This is a genomic window from Desulfobacter sp. (genome assembly GCA_028768545.1).
In the GTDB taxonomy this organism is placed as follows: Bacteria; Desulfobacterota; Desulfobacteria; order Desulfobacterales; family Desulfobacteraceae; genus Desulfobacter.
In genome coordinates, this window is the sequence record CP054838.1 from 4526408 (window position 1) to 4544268 (window position 17861).

Sequence of the window (17861 nt, forward strand, 5' to 3'; positions counted from 1 at the left end):
GGTTGTTTTAATCATTTTGTAAAGGAAACGGGTTTGACACCAGATATTAACGGGATCGTCATCATCGTCGGTAATTACGGTTCTGGAAAAAGCGAGACCGCGGTCAACCTGGCAGCCATCGGCTCAGCCCAGGGAAAACGCGTTAAAATCACAGACCTGGATTTGGTCAATCCCTATTTCCGCAGCAGGGAAGCCAGACGCCCCCTTGAAAAATTAGGGGTTGAGGTGGTCCTGCCCCCTGAACAATACATGCATGCAGACCTGCCCATCCTCACCCCGGCAGTAGCCGGGATGATAAAAAATCCCGGGGACCTGACCATCCTGGATGCCGGCGGGGATGACACCGGGGTGACGGTATTGGCCGCCCTGGCAGATGTATTGGAAAAACCGGATGTTCAGATGATCCAGGTGATCAATCCCTTGCGGCCCTTTACCCAGAGCCTTGAGGGATGTTTAAAAATCAAGGCGGAAATTGAGACCTCGGCCAAACTGCCCGTGACAGGTCTTGTGTCCAACGCCAACCTCATTGATGAAACCACCCCTGAAATTGTTTACAACGGCTATGACCTGGTTTGCCAGATGTCAAATGCCACCGGCCTGAAACTTGAATTTATAACAGCGTCCTCCGGGCTGATGCCCCAGCTGGATATGGACCGGTTTGACTGTCCTGTCCTGCCCATTGACAGACGACTGGCACCTCCCTGGAAACGCATTTAAACGTAGGAGTAATTTGAACAATGGCCCTAGAACATATTATTGATACCGAACGGTGCAAGGGATGCGGGCTCTGTGTTAATTTCTGCCCCAAAAACGTCCTTGAGATCACCGACAAAGTAAATGCAAAAGGACATTTCCCCGTGTTCCAGGCAAGACCTGAAGACTGTATTCACTGCACCATATGCTGTGTGATGTGCCCGGATGTTGCCATCCGAATTGTTGAAAAAGAAACAACAAACTAATTTTTAAGGATAGATAACAATGGCAAAAGTCTTAATGAAAGGTAATGAAGCAATTGGTGAAGCCGCTATCAGGGCAGGCTGTAAAAATTATTTTGCATATCCCATCACCCCCCAGTCAGAAGTGGCCGAATACCTGGTAAAACGGCTGCCCGAAGAAGGCGGGGTCTTTCTCCAGGGAGAAAGTGAAGTGGCTGTGGGATATATGATATTTGGTGCATCAGGTGCAGGAGAACGGGTAATGACAACCTCTTCATCTCCGGGCATCAGCCTCATGAGCGAAGCCATTTCCTATATTGCTGCGGCCCAGTGCCCGGCTGTTTTTGTCAATATCATGAGAGGGGGCCCGGGGCTCGGCGGCATTCTCCCCTCCCAGGGCGATTATTTCCAGGCCACCAAGGGCGGAGGCCATGGGGACTACCGTCTTTTAGTCCTGGCGCCGGACGGGGTGCAAGAAGCCGTTGAAATGACCATGCAGGCATTTGGTCTGGCTGAAAAATACCGGAATCCCGTCATGGTTTTGGGCGACGGCATGATCGGCCAGATGATGGAGCCGGTTGAATTCCCGGATGATTTAAAATCTGAGCCCTCCAACAAGGATGACTGGGCCACCAACGGGATGGCCACACGGAAAAGCAAGAAAAGAAACCTGGTAAAATCCCTGTTCCTGGACCCGACGGAACTCAACCAGAACAACCTGATTCTCAAGGCCAAATACGAGCAGATGAGAAAAGAGGAAGTTCAGTTCGAACTCTACAATGCCGACACAGACTACCAGGTGATGATCACAAGCTACGGCACCATGAGCCGGGTCTGCAGGACCGCCATTGACATGCTCAAAAAAGAGGGCATTGAAGTGGCCATGTTCAGACCGAAAACCTTATTTCCCTTTCCGGAACAAGAGGTTCACGATGCGGCAATAAAGGAAAGCTGCAAATCCGTTATCAGTATTGAGATGAGTATGGGACAGATGGTGGAAGATGTTCAGCGCTGCGTCATGGGCAAACGGCCCGTGGAATTCTACGGAGAGTGCGGCGGTGAAATTCCTTCACCTGAAAAAATCATCGAAATTATCAAAACACTGGTAAAGTAACGGACCGATATTAGGAGAAAAAAATGGGAAAAACATTTTCAAAGCCCAACGTGTTAAGCCAGAATTATACCCACTACTGCCCGGGCTGCACCCATGGTATCGTCCATAGGCTGGTTGCCGAAGCCATTGATGAACTGGATATTCAGGACAGAACCGTGGGCATCGCCCCTGTGGGGTGTGCTGTCATGGCCTACAATTATTTTGACTGTGACTTCCAGGAAGCGGCTCACGGCCGCGCCCCTGCCATGGCCACGGGAATCAAGCGGGTACGCCCGGACTTGATTGTATTTACCTACCAGGGAGACGGTGACCTTGCCAGCATCGGCATGGGAGAGATCATCCATGCGGCCAACCGGGGTGAAAAATTCACAGTCATTTTCATCAACAACGCCATTTACGGGATGACCGGCGGCCAGATGGCCCCCACCACCATGCCGGGTCAAAGGGCAACCACGGCCCCCACAGGACGTGACACAGACCAGACCGGAATGCCCATCCGCATGGCCAACCTCTTAGGAGAGCTGGTCACCCCGGGATATGTCACCCGCCAGGCCGTGCTCAAGCCCCAGCAGGTCAACAAGGCTAAAAAAGCCATTAAAAAAGCATTCCAATACCAGGTGGAAGGCAAATGTTTCAGCTTTGTGGAGGTGGTTTCCACCTGTCCCACAAACTGGGGAATGACCCCGCTGAATGCCTTAAAATGGGCCGAAGAGACCTTGCTGCCCTATTATGAACTGGGTGATTATAAAACCCCTGAAGAATAGACTGGAGAAAGCATGCAGACAGAAATAAAATTTGCAGGATTCGGCGGACAGGGCATCCTTCTCAGTGCCAAGCTCCTGGCATATGCCGCAATGAAACAAGGTTCCCAGGTGGCCTGGATCCCGTCCTACGGTCCTGAGATGCGGGGCGGCACTGCCTATTGCACCGTGGTTATCAGCGACAAGCTCATCGGTTCGCCCATCATCAAGAACCCCAGCCATTTGGTGGCCATGAACCGGCCCTCCCTGGAAAAATTTGACTCAACCGTCAAACCCGGCGGGATTGTGTTCATTAATTCATCTTTAATTCCGGTCCGCAGTGAGCGCAAAGATATTACAGAGCTTGTGGTACCGGTAAACGATATTGCCATCAAGGCCGGCTCTGTCAGGGCCGCCAATATTGTTGCCCTGGCCGCCTTTGCAGCTAAAAGCCAGCTGGTGGACCTGGAACTTTTGAAAAAGTGTATTAAGGAAGAATTTTCAGCCAAAGCCAAAATCATTCCCATGAATATGACGGCATTTGATGAGGGGGTAAAAGCGGCACTGGCATAAACTTATCCATATCAGACAAGGGGGACAAAAGATGATCAGACGTGAAATATCACTATTTCTCAAAAATGTGCCTGGCGAACTGGGAGAACTCACAGACCTTCTTGGAGGGGCGGGGATCAACATTGATGCCATCACCATCCAGGATGCATCCGCCTATGTGCAGAACCTGTTTGAAGCCCGGGGCAAATCCCTGAAACGGCTGGCCTCTTCGGCCAGTTATTCGTCCATGCGAAGGGATTCTGCCCAATTTGCCCTGATCCGTCTTTTGCCGGATGACCCTGACAAGACCACGGCCCTGCTCAAGGAAAAGGATTATCTTTTTGACAGCAAAGAGGTGGTGGCCATTGATATGACCAACAAGCCCGGGGAATTGTCCAAGATGACCCAGCGCCTGGGAAAAGAAGGGATCAATATCAATTATGTCTACGGATCGGTCTCAACCGGTGATGGAAAATGTCTCTTTGTTTTCTGCCCCGAGGATGTGACCTTTGCCGACGCCATCTTTGAGAATGGAAAATATTAGGCCATAAACGGCAGAGGAAAAAGAATGAATTCTTTTTCCTCTGCTTTTTTTTCTTCCTCGCCCTTTTAAGCCTTGGGGTACATGGACTCGATCAGATCATAATATTTTTCAGAAATCACTTTTCGCTTTAACTTCAAGGTCGGGGTAATTTCACCGGTTTCAACGGTAAACGGCTTGGGCAGAAGGGTGAATTTCTTAATGGTTTCCACCCGGGCCAGCTGGGTGGAATTTCGCTTGATCCGTTCCCTGTAAAGCGCGTGAACATCTTCCCGGCAAATCAGTTCTTCGGTTGAAGACCAGGTGATGCCTTTTTGCATGGCCCAGGCCTCAAGGGCATCCATGGACGGAACCACCAAGGCGCAAATGAATTTTCTCCGGTCGCCAATGGCCACGATCTGCTCAATGAAATAATCTTTGCCCACCAGGGTCTCAATGTGCTGGGGGGCAATATTCTTTCCGCCGGAGGTAATGATCAGCTCTTTGATCCGGTCGGTGATCCTTAAAAAGCCCTGGGGATCGAACTCTCCGATATCCCCTGTCTTAAACCATCCATCCACCATGGCGGCCGCAGTTTTTTCAGGATTGTTATAATAGCCTTTCATGACCTGCCCCCCTTTGACAAGGACCTCTCCATGAGCCCCGATTTTAACCTCGGTATTGGGGACAGGCTTACCCACGGTGCCGAATTTAAAGGCCCCGGGGGTGTTAAAACTGATCATGGGAGAGGTTTCGGTCAGTCCGTATCCCTGGCAGACCAGCAGGCCGCAGGCAAAAAAGAACTCTTCAATGGACCTTTCCAGAGGGGCACCGCCTGCGGAAAAAAAGTTTTTAGGCCCGCCCACAAGATCCCTGACCTTGGACAATACCAGGGTATCAAAAATCTTAAATTTTATCCTAAGGCCCAGGGGAATGGTTTGATTTTCTTTTTTCCTTTGGTGATAGGCCATGCCCTTATCAACAGCTGCGCTGAACAATTTCTTTTTCAAGGGTGAGGCGGTTTCCTGGGCATTGTAAACAGCCGCATAAATTTTTTCATAGAGCCTTGGCACAGAAACCATGGCTGTGGGCTTGACCTCCTTGAGGGTCTCAATAACCTTTTTGGGATCAGACAGATAGGTATTTAACGCCCCCTTTGAATAAAGATAATAGGACCACAGCCGCTCGTATACGTGGCTTAGGGGCAGAAAAGACAAGGAGACATCTTCCTTTGTCACTTTAAAATGCAAATCCAGGGCCGTAAACTGGTGAAAGAGATTGCCGTGGCTGAGCATCACCCCCTTGGGAAGCCCTGTGGTGCCCGAGGTATAGATAATGGTCAATGTGGTATCCATCGTGACCTGTCCCTGCCTGGCGCAAATTTCATCCCCAAGCGTCGGGTCCACAGCGTCATGGGTATACTCATCAAAAAAGACAAATGCATTGCCATGGACCTTTAGGCCCGGATCATAGGAGACAATCTTAATCTCCGGAATCAAAGACAGATTATCATATTGATCCTGGTTGCCCACAAATACCAGGCCAATGCCTGCGTCTTTGACAATATATTCAACCTGCTCGGCCGTATTGGTGCTGTAAACCGGAACAGAAATCAAGCCTGCCATAATGCAGGCAAAATCGGTGATCGCCCATTGGTAGCAATTGTCAGAATAGATGCCCACCCGGTCTCCCGGCTCAAGGCCGGCACTGATCATGGCGGCAGCCAGACCGTGGACCCGGGCCCACATCTGACCGTAGGTCAGGCTGTTCCATTCCTGGTTTTCTTTATATCTTAATGCGGTGCGCGAATCATTTGTTTCAACAATTTTTGTAATCATCCGGCCCAAATGCTGGGAATTCATATATACACCTGAAATTTTAAATTAAAGCCAAGTCTCTACACGGCATTGAACCTTGAATCAAGCCCTGACTTTTCGGAAAAAAGGGGATATTTTCCCCAACCCTTTAGGGCTGTGGCAGGTCGTTTGAATGTAAAACTTTTGCAATACCCCCGGCAATGAAGTAACGCAACGATCAAACCCGGCCGGGGAACATTTCAGATCGGTGTTAAAGGGGCTCTAATTCTTTATTATCAGCCATTTTTAAATTATCCTTTTCCAGCTCTGGAAACTGCCGCATTTACAAAAACGCCCCCCACCCTATCTGTGCAGACCCCGCAATAGTTTTACCCGCCCTGCCCGTTTCAAAATATTAACCAGCAATCATACATACCAAGTACTCAGTCAATTTTATCCGGTATTACCCATTCCCTGGTACACGGTTTAAAGAAGGTCTGTGCCCTAACCCGGCGGGGGCACGGGTGGGTACTTCACCTAAAGCATTCCCGGTCGTCCTGACCGGAAATGCAACGGACGCTCTGATGATTTGCGGTCCTGCAATCATTCAGAGCTCACGCCGGTTCAGCATCCCACCCGCACCCCTGCCTGATTCTCCTGATAAACTTTCACGGCTGCAAATTTCCCAAAATAATTTTAGGACCTCGGACAAAACAAGGGGGGAATGGCAATCAGCAGAGTTTAAATTTTGATACACGATGTTTGTAACCCCGGGTCTCCAGGCAGTGGCGGGGAGGACTTGCCAGCGGCATGAGTACAAGCCGGATTTCAGGACGACAAATCCGGTTGTACGACCGCTCTGCAGCGGATCAGGACGATCCGCGGAAGTTTAGCTGGAAGTCCTCACCGCTGCGGCCGGGTACAGGGTTGTTTTCCCCTTTTTTCAAATCCTTTTTAAAAACATTGGCAGAAATCAGCCATATCTCCAAAATTCTTTATTTGCCCAAAATCAAGTCTGGTATATTGTTTACTGTTTGAATATCAAATGAAATTTTCCACAATCACAAGATGTGGTGCCAGATTTTGATGCTTAAAACCCAGAATTCTTAATAATAGTCCGGGCTTCTGGGATAGGCATTGGGGAAATTTGGTTTATACGATAGTCTACGGTGGAAAAAATTTAAGAGACCAGTACAATTCAGTGGCTCCCTCACAACAAAAAAAATATAAGTATAAATAATTAGAGCATATGTGTGCGTTTTAATCAGGGTTTCTATTGCATTTTTCTGCCTAAAGTGATTATGTCTTTGTGTGTGATATTACGCTCTCAATAAGAGATCATCATTATTTTCTGTCGTATATCACTCCGATCTTCATGGTATGCGGTTCTTATCCAGGAATGATATCCGCACCCGGATATCTCGGCTATACGGGTCCGGTCAATTCCTTGTTGGAACCAATGAAATACTTTAGTGAAACAGAAAAAGCCCTCTGTGACAATATAAGTGAGACACTTACCCCTTGATAAATTAGTGTAGGGCGGGTAAGGCAATACTTATATGAAACCGATAAAAATGAACCCACTACCAGAGTCCGAAAAACAGGCAGCCCCCAAGGAGGCACCAATGGAAGGAGCCCATAGGGCGACTGGAATTGGTGCCTCCTTGGGGGGACAGGATTCAATCCCTGATCCTGAAGTTCCTGAGAAAAAGCCCCGGCGTAATTTCACTGCTTCTTATAAACTGCGTATTCTCCAAGAGGTTGAAAACTGCAATGAATCCGGAGGAATAGGTAGGATACTTCGAAGAGAGGGCCTCTATTCTTCAAATTTAGCCGATTGGCGCAAAGCCCGGAATAAAGGACTTCTCAACGCCATGGCACCTCGAAAGCGAGGGAGGAAATCCAAAGAGAAGAACCCATTGGCAACAGAGGTCGCCAGACTTCAAAAAGAAAAATCTAAATTAGAGCATAAGTTAAAACAGGCGGAACTCATCATTGAAGCCCAAAAAAAAATTTCTCAGATCCTGGGAATCCAACAAAATCTGGACGACCTCAAAGGAGACGACTGATGAATGCCGCCCTAACGTTAAGTCACGATCTTGGGAAAAAGCCTTCATGTGAGGCTTTCGGTGTCCCTCGCTCATCTTTTTATAGGTTTTATTCTCCGAAAAAACAGGTGAAATCAAAGCGGGGCAGCTCTCCTCTTTCTTTGAATCCTGATGAACAACAAACGGTTTTGGATATTCTTCACTCGGACACGTATCGAGACCAGGCCCCATACCAGGTCTATGCCTCTCTTCTTGATAAAGGAAAATACTATTGCTCCATCAGAACGATGTATCGGCTTCTTCACAAAGAACATGGTTCTGTACCGGAACGAAGACGGCAGGTAAATCGCCCGAAATATAAAAAACCTGAATTGCTGGCAACCGGACCGAATCAGGTCTGGTCCTGGGATATTACCAAGTTGAAAAGCGTCACAAAATGGACTTATTTCTATCTGTATGTAATCATGGATATTTTCAGCAGGTATGTTGTCGGCTGGATGGTCGCCCATAAGGAACAAACAGCATTGGCCAAAAGGCTTATTGAGAGGGCGCATTCCCATTTTCCCGGTTATACCGCTGGCACTGGATTGTGCATGTTTGCCATCTGCTTCAGGCAGTTCCAACGCCCTGCTTTATAAAATGATCGCAGCATAATCATTTTTTCTGCATTCTCCCGATACCAAAAGATGCATGGACCTTTAAGACGTAAATTCACGACTCTCCGAATCGAACTTTCAATAGCACCGCTGCCAATAGGTAAGTTCAACGCTTTTACAGTTGAGAAATTAAGCCTCAGTTCATTGCGCACAAAATAATCCCGTTCCGTCTTGATAGCCTTACTGTTTCTGCCTCTACAAAGCTTCTGGACGGCCTGTACCACCTCAATCGCCTTTCCCTTCAGCAGAAGACCTCGCTGCTTCGATACCCAGCGTTTGCGTTCCTTGGATGACCAGGTCTTCCTTAAGCCTGCTACTGTACCCAGATGCTCAACTGCATGGTAGAAATCGAGAAGTTCATACACACGCTCAGGAGCCAAACCCAATGCTTTTAGCAGTCCGGGGATTCGATTCCAAATCCAATGTGCCCCATCTGCAACAAACAGTATTTTGTCTGAGTTCTGAATATGAAGGGAGTTCAAATAACCCTTTAACAAGTGGAATACACCATCCGGTCCATTGAAACAGCCATCAATAAATGGTGAAAAGCTTTTTTCTTGTTTTCCATGGGCGTCCACTACATAAATGATCAAAAGCTTGGGTTCTCGCCATGCCCCACGAAATCGGGTTCTATCCTTTTGGGTTTTTGGTCCCCTTTTCTTCTCTCTGAGCCGAGTGCGGCCACCATCAGTGCTGATAACGACTCGCCGCCCTTCAAGTAAATCTCTATCATTTAATGGGATTCGGCCCGCTTGTTGTTCGGCTCGAGCCCGCTCTGCGTACCGATAGGTCAGTTTACCGATGACCTTTATACCCAACGTCATCCCACGGTCACAAAGCACTTGACGGACTTCTTCAAAAGAACTTAATAAGGGTTCATCAGAAAATCGCGTACCTGGACTGAGAAACATCACTGGGAAGGCAATAACACAGTAAGGATTTTTATGCTTGAAATGATGGTGTGAACATGATCATGTTCTAATTTTTTTCAGTAGTGTCCGGTTAGGTTGTTGCATATAAAAAGCATCTAAAATCATTGAAAAAACAGTCTGTTTTGTGTTGACAAATGTGCGTAAAAATTTTTGTGCGCCTTGAAAATTTAACTCAAGGAGCTCAAATGACGCACATCTCAGTCCCTAAAAAACAACTACGGTCCCTGAACTTTGACAATTTCAGGTGCTCTCTGATAAAGTCACTTTCAAAAGCACCGGAATTACAATCTCGAGGAGACCGCCCTTTAAAAATGACATTCGAAGACCAGATAAATGCTTTGGTTTATTTCCATCTTCAGGAGCACAAGTCTGCCCGACATTTAATTCAGGATCTCAAGGAGAATGTTTTTGCTAAAGAAAATATTGCGCCAGACGGTGGTATCAGCCGTAGTAGTTTCTGTGAAGCCATCAATCACAGGGGACTCGAACAACTGCAATTTATCTTTGAGGATCTTTATAAACAGGCTCTTGAGTGTCATCCGGGTGAACACGCCGAGTTAGGAGAGTTGGTTTCCATTGACGGTAGTCTCATAAATGCAGTCCTTTCAATGCACTGGGCGAACTACAGAAAAGGAAGTAAAAAAGCCAAAGTACATTGCGGATTTGACATTAATCACGGAATCCCAAACAAAATCTTTTTGACTGAAGGCAACGGCGCTGAACGCACTTTTGTTCCCAAAATACTTTCCAAGGGGCAAACAGGTGTTATGGATCGTGGATATCAATCCCATAAAGAATTTGACCTGCTTCAGGAGCAAGGCAAACATTTTGTCTGCCGTATAAAAACCAGGACAACAAGAACAATTATTGATAACCACGAGACCCCTTCCGACAGCTACATTTTTTATGATGCACTGGTTAAACTTGGTACTCCGAATCAAAACCAGACGAAAAGGCCTGTTCGGGTTGTTGGCTATAAAATTGCTGGCGTCAAATACTATGTGGCAACTGACAGGCATGATTTAACAGCGGAACAAATAGCAACAATTTATAAACTCCGGTGGACCATTGAGGATTTTTTCAAATGGTGGAAAGAACATCTGAAGGTATATCATCTCATTGCCCGCAGTGAATACGGCCTTATGGTTCAGATTCTTGGCGGCCTTATCACTTACCTGTTACTGACAATCCATTGCCAAAAACAGTTTAATGAAAAGGTCACGATCAAAAGAGTTCGGCAGCTGCGAACCGCCATTCTAAATGACCTGTTTGGCTGCGAGGAGCAGGGCTCTCATAGTTCAAACAGGGACAATATTGTCAAAGATCAAAAAATTATTGAGCAAGCAAAAACCTAACCGGACATCACTGAATTTTTTTGTGTTATTCGCACAAAATCGGAGAATGAATTAATGTCCACAAGCTTCATATACCATGCCTTTGGCCTTCGTGACTACTTTTATAAAACAACGCGTTTCATCGGTGGAATAATCACTTTTGAACTCATACCAAAACCGGAGGCGGTAAAATGCCCGGAATGTAATTCCAGGTCCGTCACCAGGAAAGGGATTGTGACAAGAGATCTCAGAACAATACCGGTAGGTTCAAAACCCGTGATTCTCAGGACGGCTATCCAGAGAATTTGGTGTTCGTTCTGTCAATTTGTCCGGCAAATCAAACTATCCTTTGCCCAGGAGGGGAAAAGCTATACCCGGGCTTTTGAACGGTATGTCTTGGAGTTGTCTCAGTTCATGACAATCAAAGATATTGCCATCCATTTAAGGATCAGCTGGGATACGATAAAGCAGATCCAGAAAGAAGACCTGCTGAGGCGTTATCGAAATATCCCCCTTGAGAAAGTCCGGCAGATTGCCATAGATGAAATTTCCATAGGGAAAGGGCATAAATACTTGACCATCGTGATGGATCTGGAATCCGGTAGAATTCTGCACGTGGGAGAAGGAAAAGGTGGTGAAGCTTTGAAATCTTTTTGGACAAAAGTGAAAATATCGAAAGCAAAAATCAAAGCCGTCAGCATCGATATGTCCCCGGCATACTTGAGTGCTGTTATTGAAAATCTTTCTGGTTCAGCAATTGTCTTTGACAGATTTCATGTTGTTAAATTGTTCAATGAGAAACTGTCGGATTTCAGGCGAAAGCTCTACAACCTTCTTGCCAATACCGGGCAACAAAAACTTCTGAAGGGAGTCCGGTGGCTTTTGTTAAAAAATCCCGAAAACCTCAGTGATGACAAGAAGGAGGCCCAACGGTTAGAAGAAGCATTGAAAATAAATCAGCCGCTATTGGCAGTCTACTACATGAAAGAGGAACTCAGGCAAATATGGAATCAAAAGAAAAAAGAAACAGCTGAAAAGATAGTCAGCAATTGGATCAATCTGGCCAATATTTCCAAAATTCCAATGTTGAGAGGGCGTTCAAAATTCTGTGTCAGTTGAATGAAAGCTGATATACTCAGCTAAATAAGGAGAACTGACATGACCGAAGAAAACACCGAATTTGATTTTCAAAAAGCCCTTAAAGGCATCCAGGAAGGTAAACCCTTCACAGGTAAGGGCGGCGTCCTTACATCATTAATCAAAAATCTTGCTGAAGCTGCTCTTGAAGGAGAGTTGGAGTCCCATCTCGGGCAGGAAGTTTCTGCCAACCGCCGTAATGGAAAAAGCAAAAAGACCATTAAATCCCTGGATGGTAAATTTGAGCTAAAAACCCCGCGTGACAGGGCCGGAACCTTCTCTCCACAGATCGTCAAAAAACATCAGACAACGCTCAGCGATGAAATTGAAAGAAAGATAATAGCCCTTTACGGCCTGGGCATGAGTTATAATGATATGGCTTCCCATTTACAGGAAATCTATGGACTTGAGATTTCAAATGCCACTCTGAGCACCATTACCGATAAAATCATCCATACCGTCAAAGAATGGCAGGCCAGGCCGTTGGAAAATGTGTACCCAATCGTATGGCTTGATGCCATACATTATAAAGTACGAGAAAACGGAAAGGTCGGCAGCAAAGCCGTTTACACAATTCTTGGGGTGAATATCGAGGGCCGCAAAGAGGTTCTTGGGCTGTACATATCCGAGAATGAGGGTGCGAACTTCTGGCTGCAGGTGTTAACAGACCTTTCAAACCGAGGGGTAAAAGATATCCTGATTGCCTGTGTTGATGGTCTAAAAGGTTTTCCCGAGGCCATTGAGACCATATTCCCGGACACAGAAGTTCAACTCTGCGTAGTCCACCAGATCCGAAATTCATTGAAATACGTTGGTTCCAAAAATAAAAAGGAATTTATGGCAGATCTAAAACGTGTTTATAAAGCGGTCAATAAGGATCTGGCCGAAGAAGAACTGGATATCTTGGAAAATAAATGGAATGACAAATACCCGATTGTGATAAAATCCTGGCGGAACAACTGGGAACGCCTCAGTCATTTCTTTAAATATCCAGAAGAGATTCGACGGATAATATACACCACAAATACCATTGAGGCTGTGCATCGACAGTTTCGAAAACTGACCAAAACAAAGGGATCATTCCCGAACCAGGACAGCCTGTTAAAACTGCTTTACATGGGGATCCAGAACGCCAGTAAAAAATGGACAATGCCGATTCAAAATTGGTCACTGACAATTTCCCAGTTGGCAATTTTCTTTGAAGGCCGGCTGGATAAAGAGCTGGGAATTTGATAGGGATTTATTTACAGATGGAAAAGATGGTTCCAGGAACTCCACTCCAGCAAAAGTCAACTCCTCCGACGTGGCTGATTGAAGGCCCATTCTCGGACCTGACTTTTACTTCCGCTGGCGCTGAGGCAGATCCGGGAACCGAAACCGTGACACAGAATTCTGAACATTCCCAATGTTGATGAAATTTGCCAAGACCTTGGCTGTGCACAGGCAAAGAATCCTTTCATACTATGATTACAGGATATCTACAGGTCCTTTAGAAGGGACAAATAACAAGATAAAAACCATGAAACGGAAAGCTTATGGATACAGGGATTCAGAGTTTTTCAGGTTGAAACTTTTGGACCTTCACAATAAAAGGTACTCATTAATCGGATGAACCTTAATAAGGCTGACCAAGAACTCACCATAGAAGCCAAAGCAGGCGAGCAGCGATCATGGATTCCAAGAAGGATTAAGCCAGCGTATGCACCTTTATATCTTTTTCCTTTTCGGCGGTCACAGGACCTTCGATAGTATCGAACATGAATATCAACCGAACTATCTGTACAAAGCTGAATCCAAACGGTCTCAAGCCCTTCGCTTTTCATCCGTCCCGGCCAATTGGACATCAATTCTTTTTCTTGGTCGACCTGTTCAGAGGAATCTACTGAGGCCTGGATCTTTTTTTTAAAAAAAAGGCGCTTATCCGATTTGTATACTCAAGGATTTCCTGCTCCATCTGTTCTAATTCGTTAGCGTTACGAACCAAGCGATTTGGATCTTCTTCCAGTTCTTTGAGGCATGCAAGGACTTCATCAACAGTATTACAATCTTCAGCTTTCTTCATTAGCACAATCCATTTATGTTCATTTCAGCGTAACAGAGGATATCATTCTTTTTGCTCTAAAAGACAGGCCTTTTTAAAACCGGGAAAATAGGAATGCGCCCTATTGAGAAGTCCTGTGAAAACCAAAATATATTACCCGGTCAGCTTGGACTTCATGCAGATCGGGGAGCCAGTATGAAATCCAAAGGGGTTGCCCAGCTTCTTGTCGATTTAGGGATAACCAAAACCCACAGCAGACCGCACGTCAGCAATGATAACCCTTACTCTGAAGCTCAATTTAAAACATTGAAGGTTCATCCGATTAATGCGTACCTTTTATTGTGAAGGTCCAAAAGTTTCAACCTGAAAAACTCCGAATCCCTGTATCCATAAGCTTTCCGTTTCATGGTTTTTATCTTGTTATTTGTCCCTTCTAAAGGACCTGTAGATATCCTGTAATCATAGTATGAAAGGATTCTTTGCCTGTGCACAGCCAAGGTCTTGGCAAATTTCATCAACATTGGAATTTTGGAAATATTGGCCAGATTGATCCAATTGCTGACTATCTTTTCAGCTGTTTCTTTTTTCTTTTGATTCCATATTTGCCTGAGTTCCTCTTTCATGTAGTAGACTACCAATAGCGGCTGATTTATTTTCAATGCTTCTTCTAACCGTTGGGCCTCCTTCTTGTCATCACTGAGGTTTTCGGGATTTTTTAACAAAAGCCACCGGACTCCCTTCAGAAGTTTTTGTTGCCCGGTATTGGCAAGAAGGTTGTAGAGCTTTCGCCTGAAATCCGACAGTTTCTCATTGAACAATTTAACAACATGAAATCTGTCAAAGACAATTGCTGAACCAGAAAGATTTTCAATAACAGCACTCAAGTATGCCGGGGACATATCGATGCTGACGGCTTTGATTTTTGCTTTCGATATTTTCACTTTTGTCCAAAAAGATTTCAAAGCTTCACCACCTTTTCCTTCTCCCACGTGCAGAATTCTACCGGATTCCAGATCCATCACGATGGTCAAGTATTTATGCCCTTTCCCTATGGAAATTTCATCTATGGCAATCTGCCGGACTTTCTCAAGGGGGATATTTCGATAACGCCTCAGCAGGTCTTCTTTCTGGATCTGCTTTATCGTATCCCAGCTGATCCTTAAATGGATGGCAATATCTTTGATTGTCATGAACTGAGACAACTCCAAGACATACCGTTCAAAAGCCCGGGTATAGCTTTTCCCCTCCTGGGCAAAGGATAGTTTGATTTGCCGGACAAATTGACAGAACGAACACCAAATTCTCTGGATAGCCGTCCTGAGAATCACGGGTTTTGAACCTACCGGTATTGTTCTGAGATCTCTTGTCACAATCCCTTTCCTGGTGACGGACCTGGAATTACATTCCGGGCATTTTACCGCCTCCGGTTTTGGTATGAGTTCAAAAGTGATTATTCCACCGATGAAACGTGTTGTTTTATAAAAGTAGTCACGAAGGCCAAAGGCATGGTATATGAAGCTTGTGGACATTAATTCATTCTCCGATTTTGTGCGAATAACACAAAAAAATTAGAACATGATCATGTTCACACCATCATTTCAAGCATAAAAATCCTTACTGTGTTATTGCCTTCCCAGTGATGTTTCTCAGTCCAGGTACGCGATTTTCTGATGAACCACATTGAAATATTGTCCAAAATTTCCAAATCATTTTGGTTCGATTGAGGATGCAAGAACCTTTTGCCAGGATTTCTTTGGATACTACAATAAAGAGCATTACCATTCTGGTATTGGCCTGGTAACCCCGGAACAGTTTCATTATGGCATTGCTAAAGAGATTTATGGGTCTCGCTGTAGAACTTTGAAAGAGGCGTTTATTAAAAACCCAATACGCTTTAAGGGGAAAATCCCTCGGCCACCAGCTTTACCAGAAGCAGCCTGGATCAACAAACCGGAACAGGAAGAGAAGGATAAGATTGGAGCCTAATTTTAGGCATAAAGTGTCTCATTGTCATTGACACATTCCGAATATGGACATAGCCCTGTGGGGCTAACACAGTCTGACACAGATTTATAGTCAGTTGTGGAGTGTTCCTTGACAATATGTCGGCAGGACGTTATTTTATATTAAGCTATAATTTAAAATAAGAAAACTGTTAATTCAAAATTTGAAATAAAAATATGAACAGAGATCTGCAAGGCCAATATATCAATATATCGACAGTTGGAGAAAAGGCTCAAGCATTCGTTCCAGCCCCATTGCCACCGGCACCTCCCATTGAATGGTCATCCGAACTCAGGGAAAAATTTGACCAGGCTCTGTTGGCCCTTGGCCGCCTGGACAGTGTCTCAGTACTGCTTCCCGACACATCGCTTTTCCTTTATATGTATGTGCGCAAGGAAGCAGTGCTCTCGTCTATGATCGAGGGCACTCAATCATCACTCTCAGATCTTCTGATGTTTGAATTCGAACATCAACCCGGGGTTCCCTTAGATGATGTGCAGGAGGTAAGCAACTATGTAGCCGCTCTTAATCATGGTCTCAGAAGACTTGGAGAGGATTTTCCCCTTTCGCTTAGATTACTGAAAGAGATTCATAGTGTATTGCTATCGAAAGGTCGGGGAATGTTCAGAATTCTGTGTCACGGTTTCGGTTCCCGGATCTGCCTCAGCGCCAGCGGAAGTAAAAGTCAGGTCCGAGAATGGGCCTTCAATCAGCCACGTCGGAGGAGTTGACTTTTGCTGGAGTGGAGTTCCTGGAACCATCTTTTCCATCTGTAAATAAATCCCTATCAAATTCCCAGCTCTTTATCCAGCCGGCCTTCAAAGAAAATTGCCAACTGGGAAATTGTCAGTGACCAATTTTGAATCGGCATTGTCCATTTTTTACTGGCGTTCTGGATCCCCATGTAAAGCAGCTTTAACAGGCTGTCCTGGTTCGGGAATGATCCCTTTGTTTTGGTCAGTTTTCGAAACTGTCGATGCACAGCCTCAATGGTATTTGTGGTGTATATTATCCGTCGAATCTCTTCTGGATATTTAAAGAAATGACTGAGGCGTTCCCAGTTGTTCCGCCAGGATTTTATCACAATCGGGTATTTGTCATTCCATTTATTTTCCAAGATATCCAGTTCTTCTTCGGCCAGATCCTTATTGACCGCTTTATAAACACGTTTTAGATCTGCCATAAATTTCTTTTTATTTTTGGAACCAACGTATTTCAATGAATTTCGGATCTGGTGGACTACGCAGAGTTGAACTTCTGTGTCCGGGAATATGGTCTCAATGGCCTCGGGAAAACCTTTTAGACCATCAACACAGGCAATCAGGATATCTTTTACCCCTCGGTTTGAAAGGTCTGTTAACACCTGCAGCCAGAAGTTCGCACCCTCATTCTCGGATATGTACAGCCCAAGAACCTCTTTGCGGCCCTCGATATTCACCCCAAGAATTGTGTAAACGGCTTTGCTGCCGACCTTTCCGTTTTCTCGTACTTTATAATGTATGGCATCAAGCCATACGATTGGGTACACATTTTCCAACGGCCTGGCCTGCCATTCTTTGACGGTATGGATGATTTTATCGGTAATGGTGCTCAGAGTGGCATTTGAAATCTCAAGTCCATAGATTTCCTGTAAATGGGAAGCCATATCATTATAACTCATGCCCAGGCCGTAAAGGGCTATTATCTTTCTTTCAATTTCATCGCTGAGCGTTGTCTGATGTTTTTTGACGATCTGTGGAGAGAAGGTTCCGGCCCTGTCACGCGGGGTTTTTAGCTCAAATTTACCATCCAGGGATTTAATGGTCTTTTTGCTTTTTCCATTACGGCGGTTGGCAGAAACTTCCTGCCCGAGATGGGACTCCAACTCTCCTTCAAGAGCAGCTTCAGCAAGATTTTTGATTAATGATGTAAGGACGCCGCCCTTACCTGTGAAGGGTTTACCTTCCTGGATGCCTTTAAGGGCTTTTTGAAAATCAAATTCGGTGTTTTCTTCGGTCATGTCAGTTCTCCTTATTTAGCTGAGTATATCAGCTTTCATTCAACTGACACAGA

Annotated in this window: 19 protein-coding genes and 2 pseudogenes; 15 read left to right on the forward strand and 6 right to left on the reverse strand. The window is 45.5% G+C overall.

What is annotated here, in order from left to right; translation table 11 throughout:
* Nucleotides 1–33 precede the first annotated feature (33 nt).
* From HUN05_21995 to HUN05_22020, 6 genes are read left to right on the forward strand one after another with little or no spacing between them, the layout of a single operon-like run.
* Entirely contained in the window at nucleotides 34–717 is a 684-nt protein-coding gene (locus HUN05_21995) for a cobalamin biosynthesis protein CbiA (protein ID WDP87472.1), read from the forward strand.
* A gap of 20 nt (nucleotides 718–737) precedes the next feature.
* Nucleotides 738–959, forward strand: coding sequence for a 4Fe-4S binding protein (locus HUN05_22000; protein WDP87473.1), 222 nt, complete (start codon nucleotides 738–740; stop codon nucleotides 957–959).
* Between the two features lie 19 nt (nucleotides 960–978).
* Nucleotides 979–2049 carry a 3-methyl-2-oxobutanoate dehydrogenase subunit VorB gene (gene vorB / locus HUN05_22005; protein WDP87474.1) on the forward strand — a complete coding sequence of 357 codons (1071 nt, stop codon included), beginning with the start codon at nucleotides 979–981 and terminating at the stop codon, nucleotides 2047–2049.
* A gap of 23 nt (nucleotides 2050–2072) precedes the next feature.
* On the forward strand, nucleotides 2073–2813 hold the full coding sequence (locus HUN05_22010; protein ID WDP87475.1) for a 2-oxoglutarate oxidoreductase: 741 nt from the start codon (nucleotides 2073–2075) through the stop codon (nucleotides 2811–2813).
* Nucleotides 2814–2825: 12 nt separating this feature from the next.
* On the forward strand, nucleotides 2826–3362 hold the full coding sequence (locus tag HUN05_22015; protein WDP87476.1) for a 2-oxoacid:acceptor oxidoreductase family protein: 537 nt from the start codon (nucleotides 2826–2828) through the stop codon (nucleotides 3360–3362).
* Between the two features lie 31 nt (nucleotides 3363–3393).
* On the forward strand, nucleotides 3394–3885 hold the full coding sequence (locus tag HUN05_22020; GenBank protein WDP87477.1) for an amino acid-binding protein: 492 nt from the start codon (nucleotides 3394–3396) through the stop codon (nucleotides 3883–3885).
* 65 nt (nucleotides 3886–3950) lie between these two features.
* On the opposite strand, the gene HUN05_22025 is transcribed toward HUN05_22020, so the two are convergent.
* Complete coding sequence (locus tag HUN05_22025; protein WDP87478.1) at nucleotides 3951–5723, reverse strand: long-chain fatty acid--CoA ligase; 1773 nt, start codon at nucleotides 5721–5723, stop codon at nucleotides 3951–3953.
* 1493 nt (nucleotides 5724–7216) lie between these two features.
* On the opposite strand from HUN05_22025, the gene HUN05_22030 reads away from it, so the two are divergent.
* Together HUN05_22030 and HUN05_22035 are read left to right on the forward strand one after the other, a co-directional pair.
* A complete protein-coding gene (locus HUN05_22030; protein ID WDP87479.1) occupies nucleotides 7217–7726 on the forward strand; it encodes a hypothetical protein in 510 nt (169 codons plus the stop codon).
* Nucleotides 7727–7833: 107 nt separating this feature from the next.
* Entirely contained in the window at nucleotides 7834–8343 is a 510-nt protein-coding gene (locus HUN05_22035) for a transposase family protein (GenBank protein ID WDP87480.1), read from the forward strand.
* On the opposite strand, the gene HUN05_22040 is transcribed toward HUN05_22035, so the two are convergent.
* Nucleotides 8274–9272: a hypothetical protein gene (locus HUN05_22040; protein WDP87481.1), complete on the reverse strand. Its 999-nt coding sequence runs from the start codon at nucleotides 9270–9272 to the stop codon at nucleotides 8274–8276. The genes HUN05_22035 and HUN05_22040 overlap by 70 nt on opposite strands.
* A 206-nt stretch (nucleotides 9273–9478) precedes the next feature.
* Between HUN05_22040 and HUN05_22045 the strand changes: the two genes are divergently transcribed.
* From HUN05_22045 to HUN05_22060, 4 genes are all read left to right on the forward strand, one after another.
* On the forward strand, nucleotides 9479–10648 hold the full coding sequence (locus HUN05_22045; protein ID WDP88186.1) for an IS4 family transposase: 1170 nt from the start codon (nucleotides 9479–9481) through the stop codon (nucleotides 10646–10648).
* A 54-nt stretch (nucleotides 10649–10702) separates the two neighbouring features.
* Nucleotides 10703–11746 (forward strand): ISL3 family transposase, encoded by a 1044-nt coding sequence (locus tag HUN05_22050; GenBank protein ID WDP87482.1) that lies wholly within the window; start codon nucleotides 10703–10705, stop codon nucleotides 11744–11746.
* Nucleotides 11747–11785: 39 nt separating this feature from the next.
* The gene (locus HUN05_22055; GenBank protein WDP87483.1) at nucleotides 11786–12997 is read left to right on the forward strand and encodes an IS256 family transposase; all 1212 of its coding nucleotides are present in this window, start codon (nucleotides 11786–11788) and stop codon (nucleotides 12995–12997) included.
* A 172-nt stretch (nucleotides 12998–13169) separates the two neighbouring features.
* Nucleotides 13170–13376, forward strand: a complete 207-nt coding sequence (locus HUN05_22060; GenBank protein WDP87484.1) for a transposase — start codon at nucleotides 13170–13172, stop codon at nucleotides 13374–13376.
* On the opposite strand, the gene HUN05_22065 is transcribed toward HUN05_22060, so the two are convergent.
* Nucleotides 13324–13587, reverse strand: coding sequence for a hypothetical protein (locus HUN05_22065; GenBank protein WDP87485.1), 264 nt, complete (start codon nucleotides 13585–13587; stop codon nucleotides 13324–13326). The two genes, HUN05_22060 and HUN05_22065, sit on opposite strands and share 53 nt — an antisense overlap.
* A gap of 56 nt (nucleotides 13588–13643) precedes the next feature.
* Entirely contained in the window at nucleotides 13644–13826 is a 183-nt protein-coding gene (locus tag HUN05_22070; GenBank protein WDP87486.1) for a hypothetical protein, read from the reverse strand.
* A gap of 144 nt (nucleotides 13827–13970) precedes the next feature.
* On the opposite strand from HUN05_22070, the pseudogene HUN05_22075 reads away from it, so the two are divergent.
* Nucleotides 13971–14117 (forward strand): annotated as a pseudogene (locus tag HUN05_22075) (IS3 family transposase).
* A gap of 2 nt (nucleotides 14118–14119) precedes the next feature.
* On the opposite strand, the gene HUN05_22080 reads toward HUN05_22075, so the two are convergent.
* The gene (locus tag HUN05_22080; protein ID WDP87487.1) at nucleotides 14120–15334 is read right to left on the reverse strand and encodes an ISL3 family transposase; all 1215 of its coding nucleotides are present in this window, start codon (nucleotides 15332–15334) and stop codon (nucleotides 14120–14122) included.
* A gap of 151 nt (nucleotides 15335–15485) precedes the next feature.
* Here HUN05_22080 and HUN05_22085 point away from each other — a divergent pair, with 151 nt between their 5' ends.
* Together HUN05_22085 and HUN05_22090 are read left to right on the forward strand one after the other, a co-directional pair.
* Entirely contained in the window at nucleotides 15486–15791 is a 306-nt protein-coding gene (locus tag HUN05_22085; protein WDP87488.1) for a hypothetical protein, read from the forward strand.
* A gap of 194 nt (nucleotides 15792–15985) precedes the next feature.
* Nucleotides 15986–16426 (forward strand): annotated as a pseudogene (locus tag HUN05_22090) (Fic family protein).
* A gap of 170 nt (nucleotides 16427–16596) precedes the next feature.
* Here HUN05_22090 and HUN05_22095 read toward each other — a convergent pair.
* Nucleotides 16597–17808: an IS256 family transposase gene (locus HUN05_22095; protein ID WDP87489.1), complete on the reverse strand. Its 1212-nt coding sequence runs from the start codon at nucleotides 17806–17808 to the stop codon at nucleotides 16597–16599.
* Between the last annotated feature and the right edge of the window lie 53 nt (nucleotides 17809–17861).

What these genes read in the sequence shown, in the direction of transcription:
- HUN05_22055 (WDP87483.1), top strand. Translation starts at nt 11,786, where the DNA reads ATGACCGAAGAAAACACCGAATTTGATTTTCAAAAAGCCCTTAAAGGC.
- HUN05_22060 (WDP87484.1), top strand. Translation starts at nt 13,170, where the DNA reads ATGTTGATGAAATTTGCCAAGACCTTGGCTGTGCACAGGCAAAGAATC.
- HUN05_22030 (WDP87479.1), top strand. Translation starts at nt 7,217, where the DNA reads ATGAAACCGATAAAAATGAACCCACTACCAGAGTCCGAAAAACAGGCA.
- HUN05_22020 (WDP87477.1), top strand. Translation starts at nt 3,394, where the DNA reads ATGATCAGACGTGAAATATCACTATTTCTCAAAAATGTGCCTGGCGAA.
- HUN05_22000 (WDP87473.1), top strand. Translation starts at nt 738, where the DNA reads ATGGCCCTAGAACATATTATTGATACCGAACGGTGCAAGGGATGCGGG.
- HUN05_22095 (WDP87489.1), bottom strand. Translation starts at nt 17,808, where the DNA reads ATGACCGAAGAAAACACCGAATTTGATTTTCAAAAAGCCCTTAAAGGC.
- HUN05_22015 (WDP87476.1), top strand. Translation starts at nt 2,826, where the DNA reads ATGCAGACAGAAATAAAATTTGCAGGATTCGGCGGACAGGGCATCCTT.
- HUN05_22025 (WDP87478.1), bottom strand. Translation starts at nt 5,723, where the DNA reads ATGAATTCCCAGCATTTGGGCCGGATGATTACAAAAATTGTTGAAACA.
- HUN05_22045 (WDP88186.1), top strand. Translation starts at nt 9,479, where the DNA reads ATGACGCACATCTCAGTCCCTAAAAAACAACTACGGTCCCTGAACTTT.
- HUN05_22010 (WDP87475.1), top strand. Translation starts at nt 2,073, where the DNA reads ATGGGAAAAACATTTTCAAAGCCCAACGTGTTAAGCCAGAATTATACC.
- HUN05_22040 (WDP87481.1), bottom strand. Translation starts at nt 9,272, where the DNA reads ATGTTTCTCAGTCCAGGTACGCGATTTTCTGATGAACCCTTATTAAGT.
- HUN05_22080 (WDP87487.1), bottom strand. Translation starts at nt 15,334, where the DNA reads ATGTCCACAAGCTTCATATACCATGCCTTTGGCCTTCGTGACTACTTT.
- HUN05_22065 (WDP87485.1), bottom strand. Translation starts at nt 13,587, where the DNA reads ATGAAAAGCGAAGGGCTTGAGACCGTTTGGATTCAGCTTTGTACAGAT.
- vorB (WDP87474.1), top strand. Translation starts at nt 979, where the DNA reads ATGGCAAAAGTCTTAATGAAAGGTAATGAAGCAATTGGTGAAGCCGCT.
- HUN05_22070 (WDP87486.1), bottom strand. Translation starts at nt 13,826, where the DNA reads ATGAAGAAAGCTGAAGATTGTAATACTGTTGATGAAGTCCTTGCATGC.
- HUN05_22050 (WDP87482.1), top strand. Translation starts at nt 10,703, where the DNA reads ATGTCCACAAGCTTCATATACCATGCCTTTGGCCTTCGTGACTACTTT.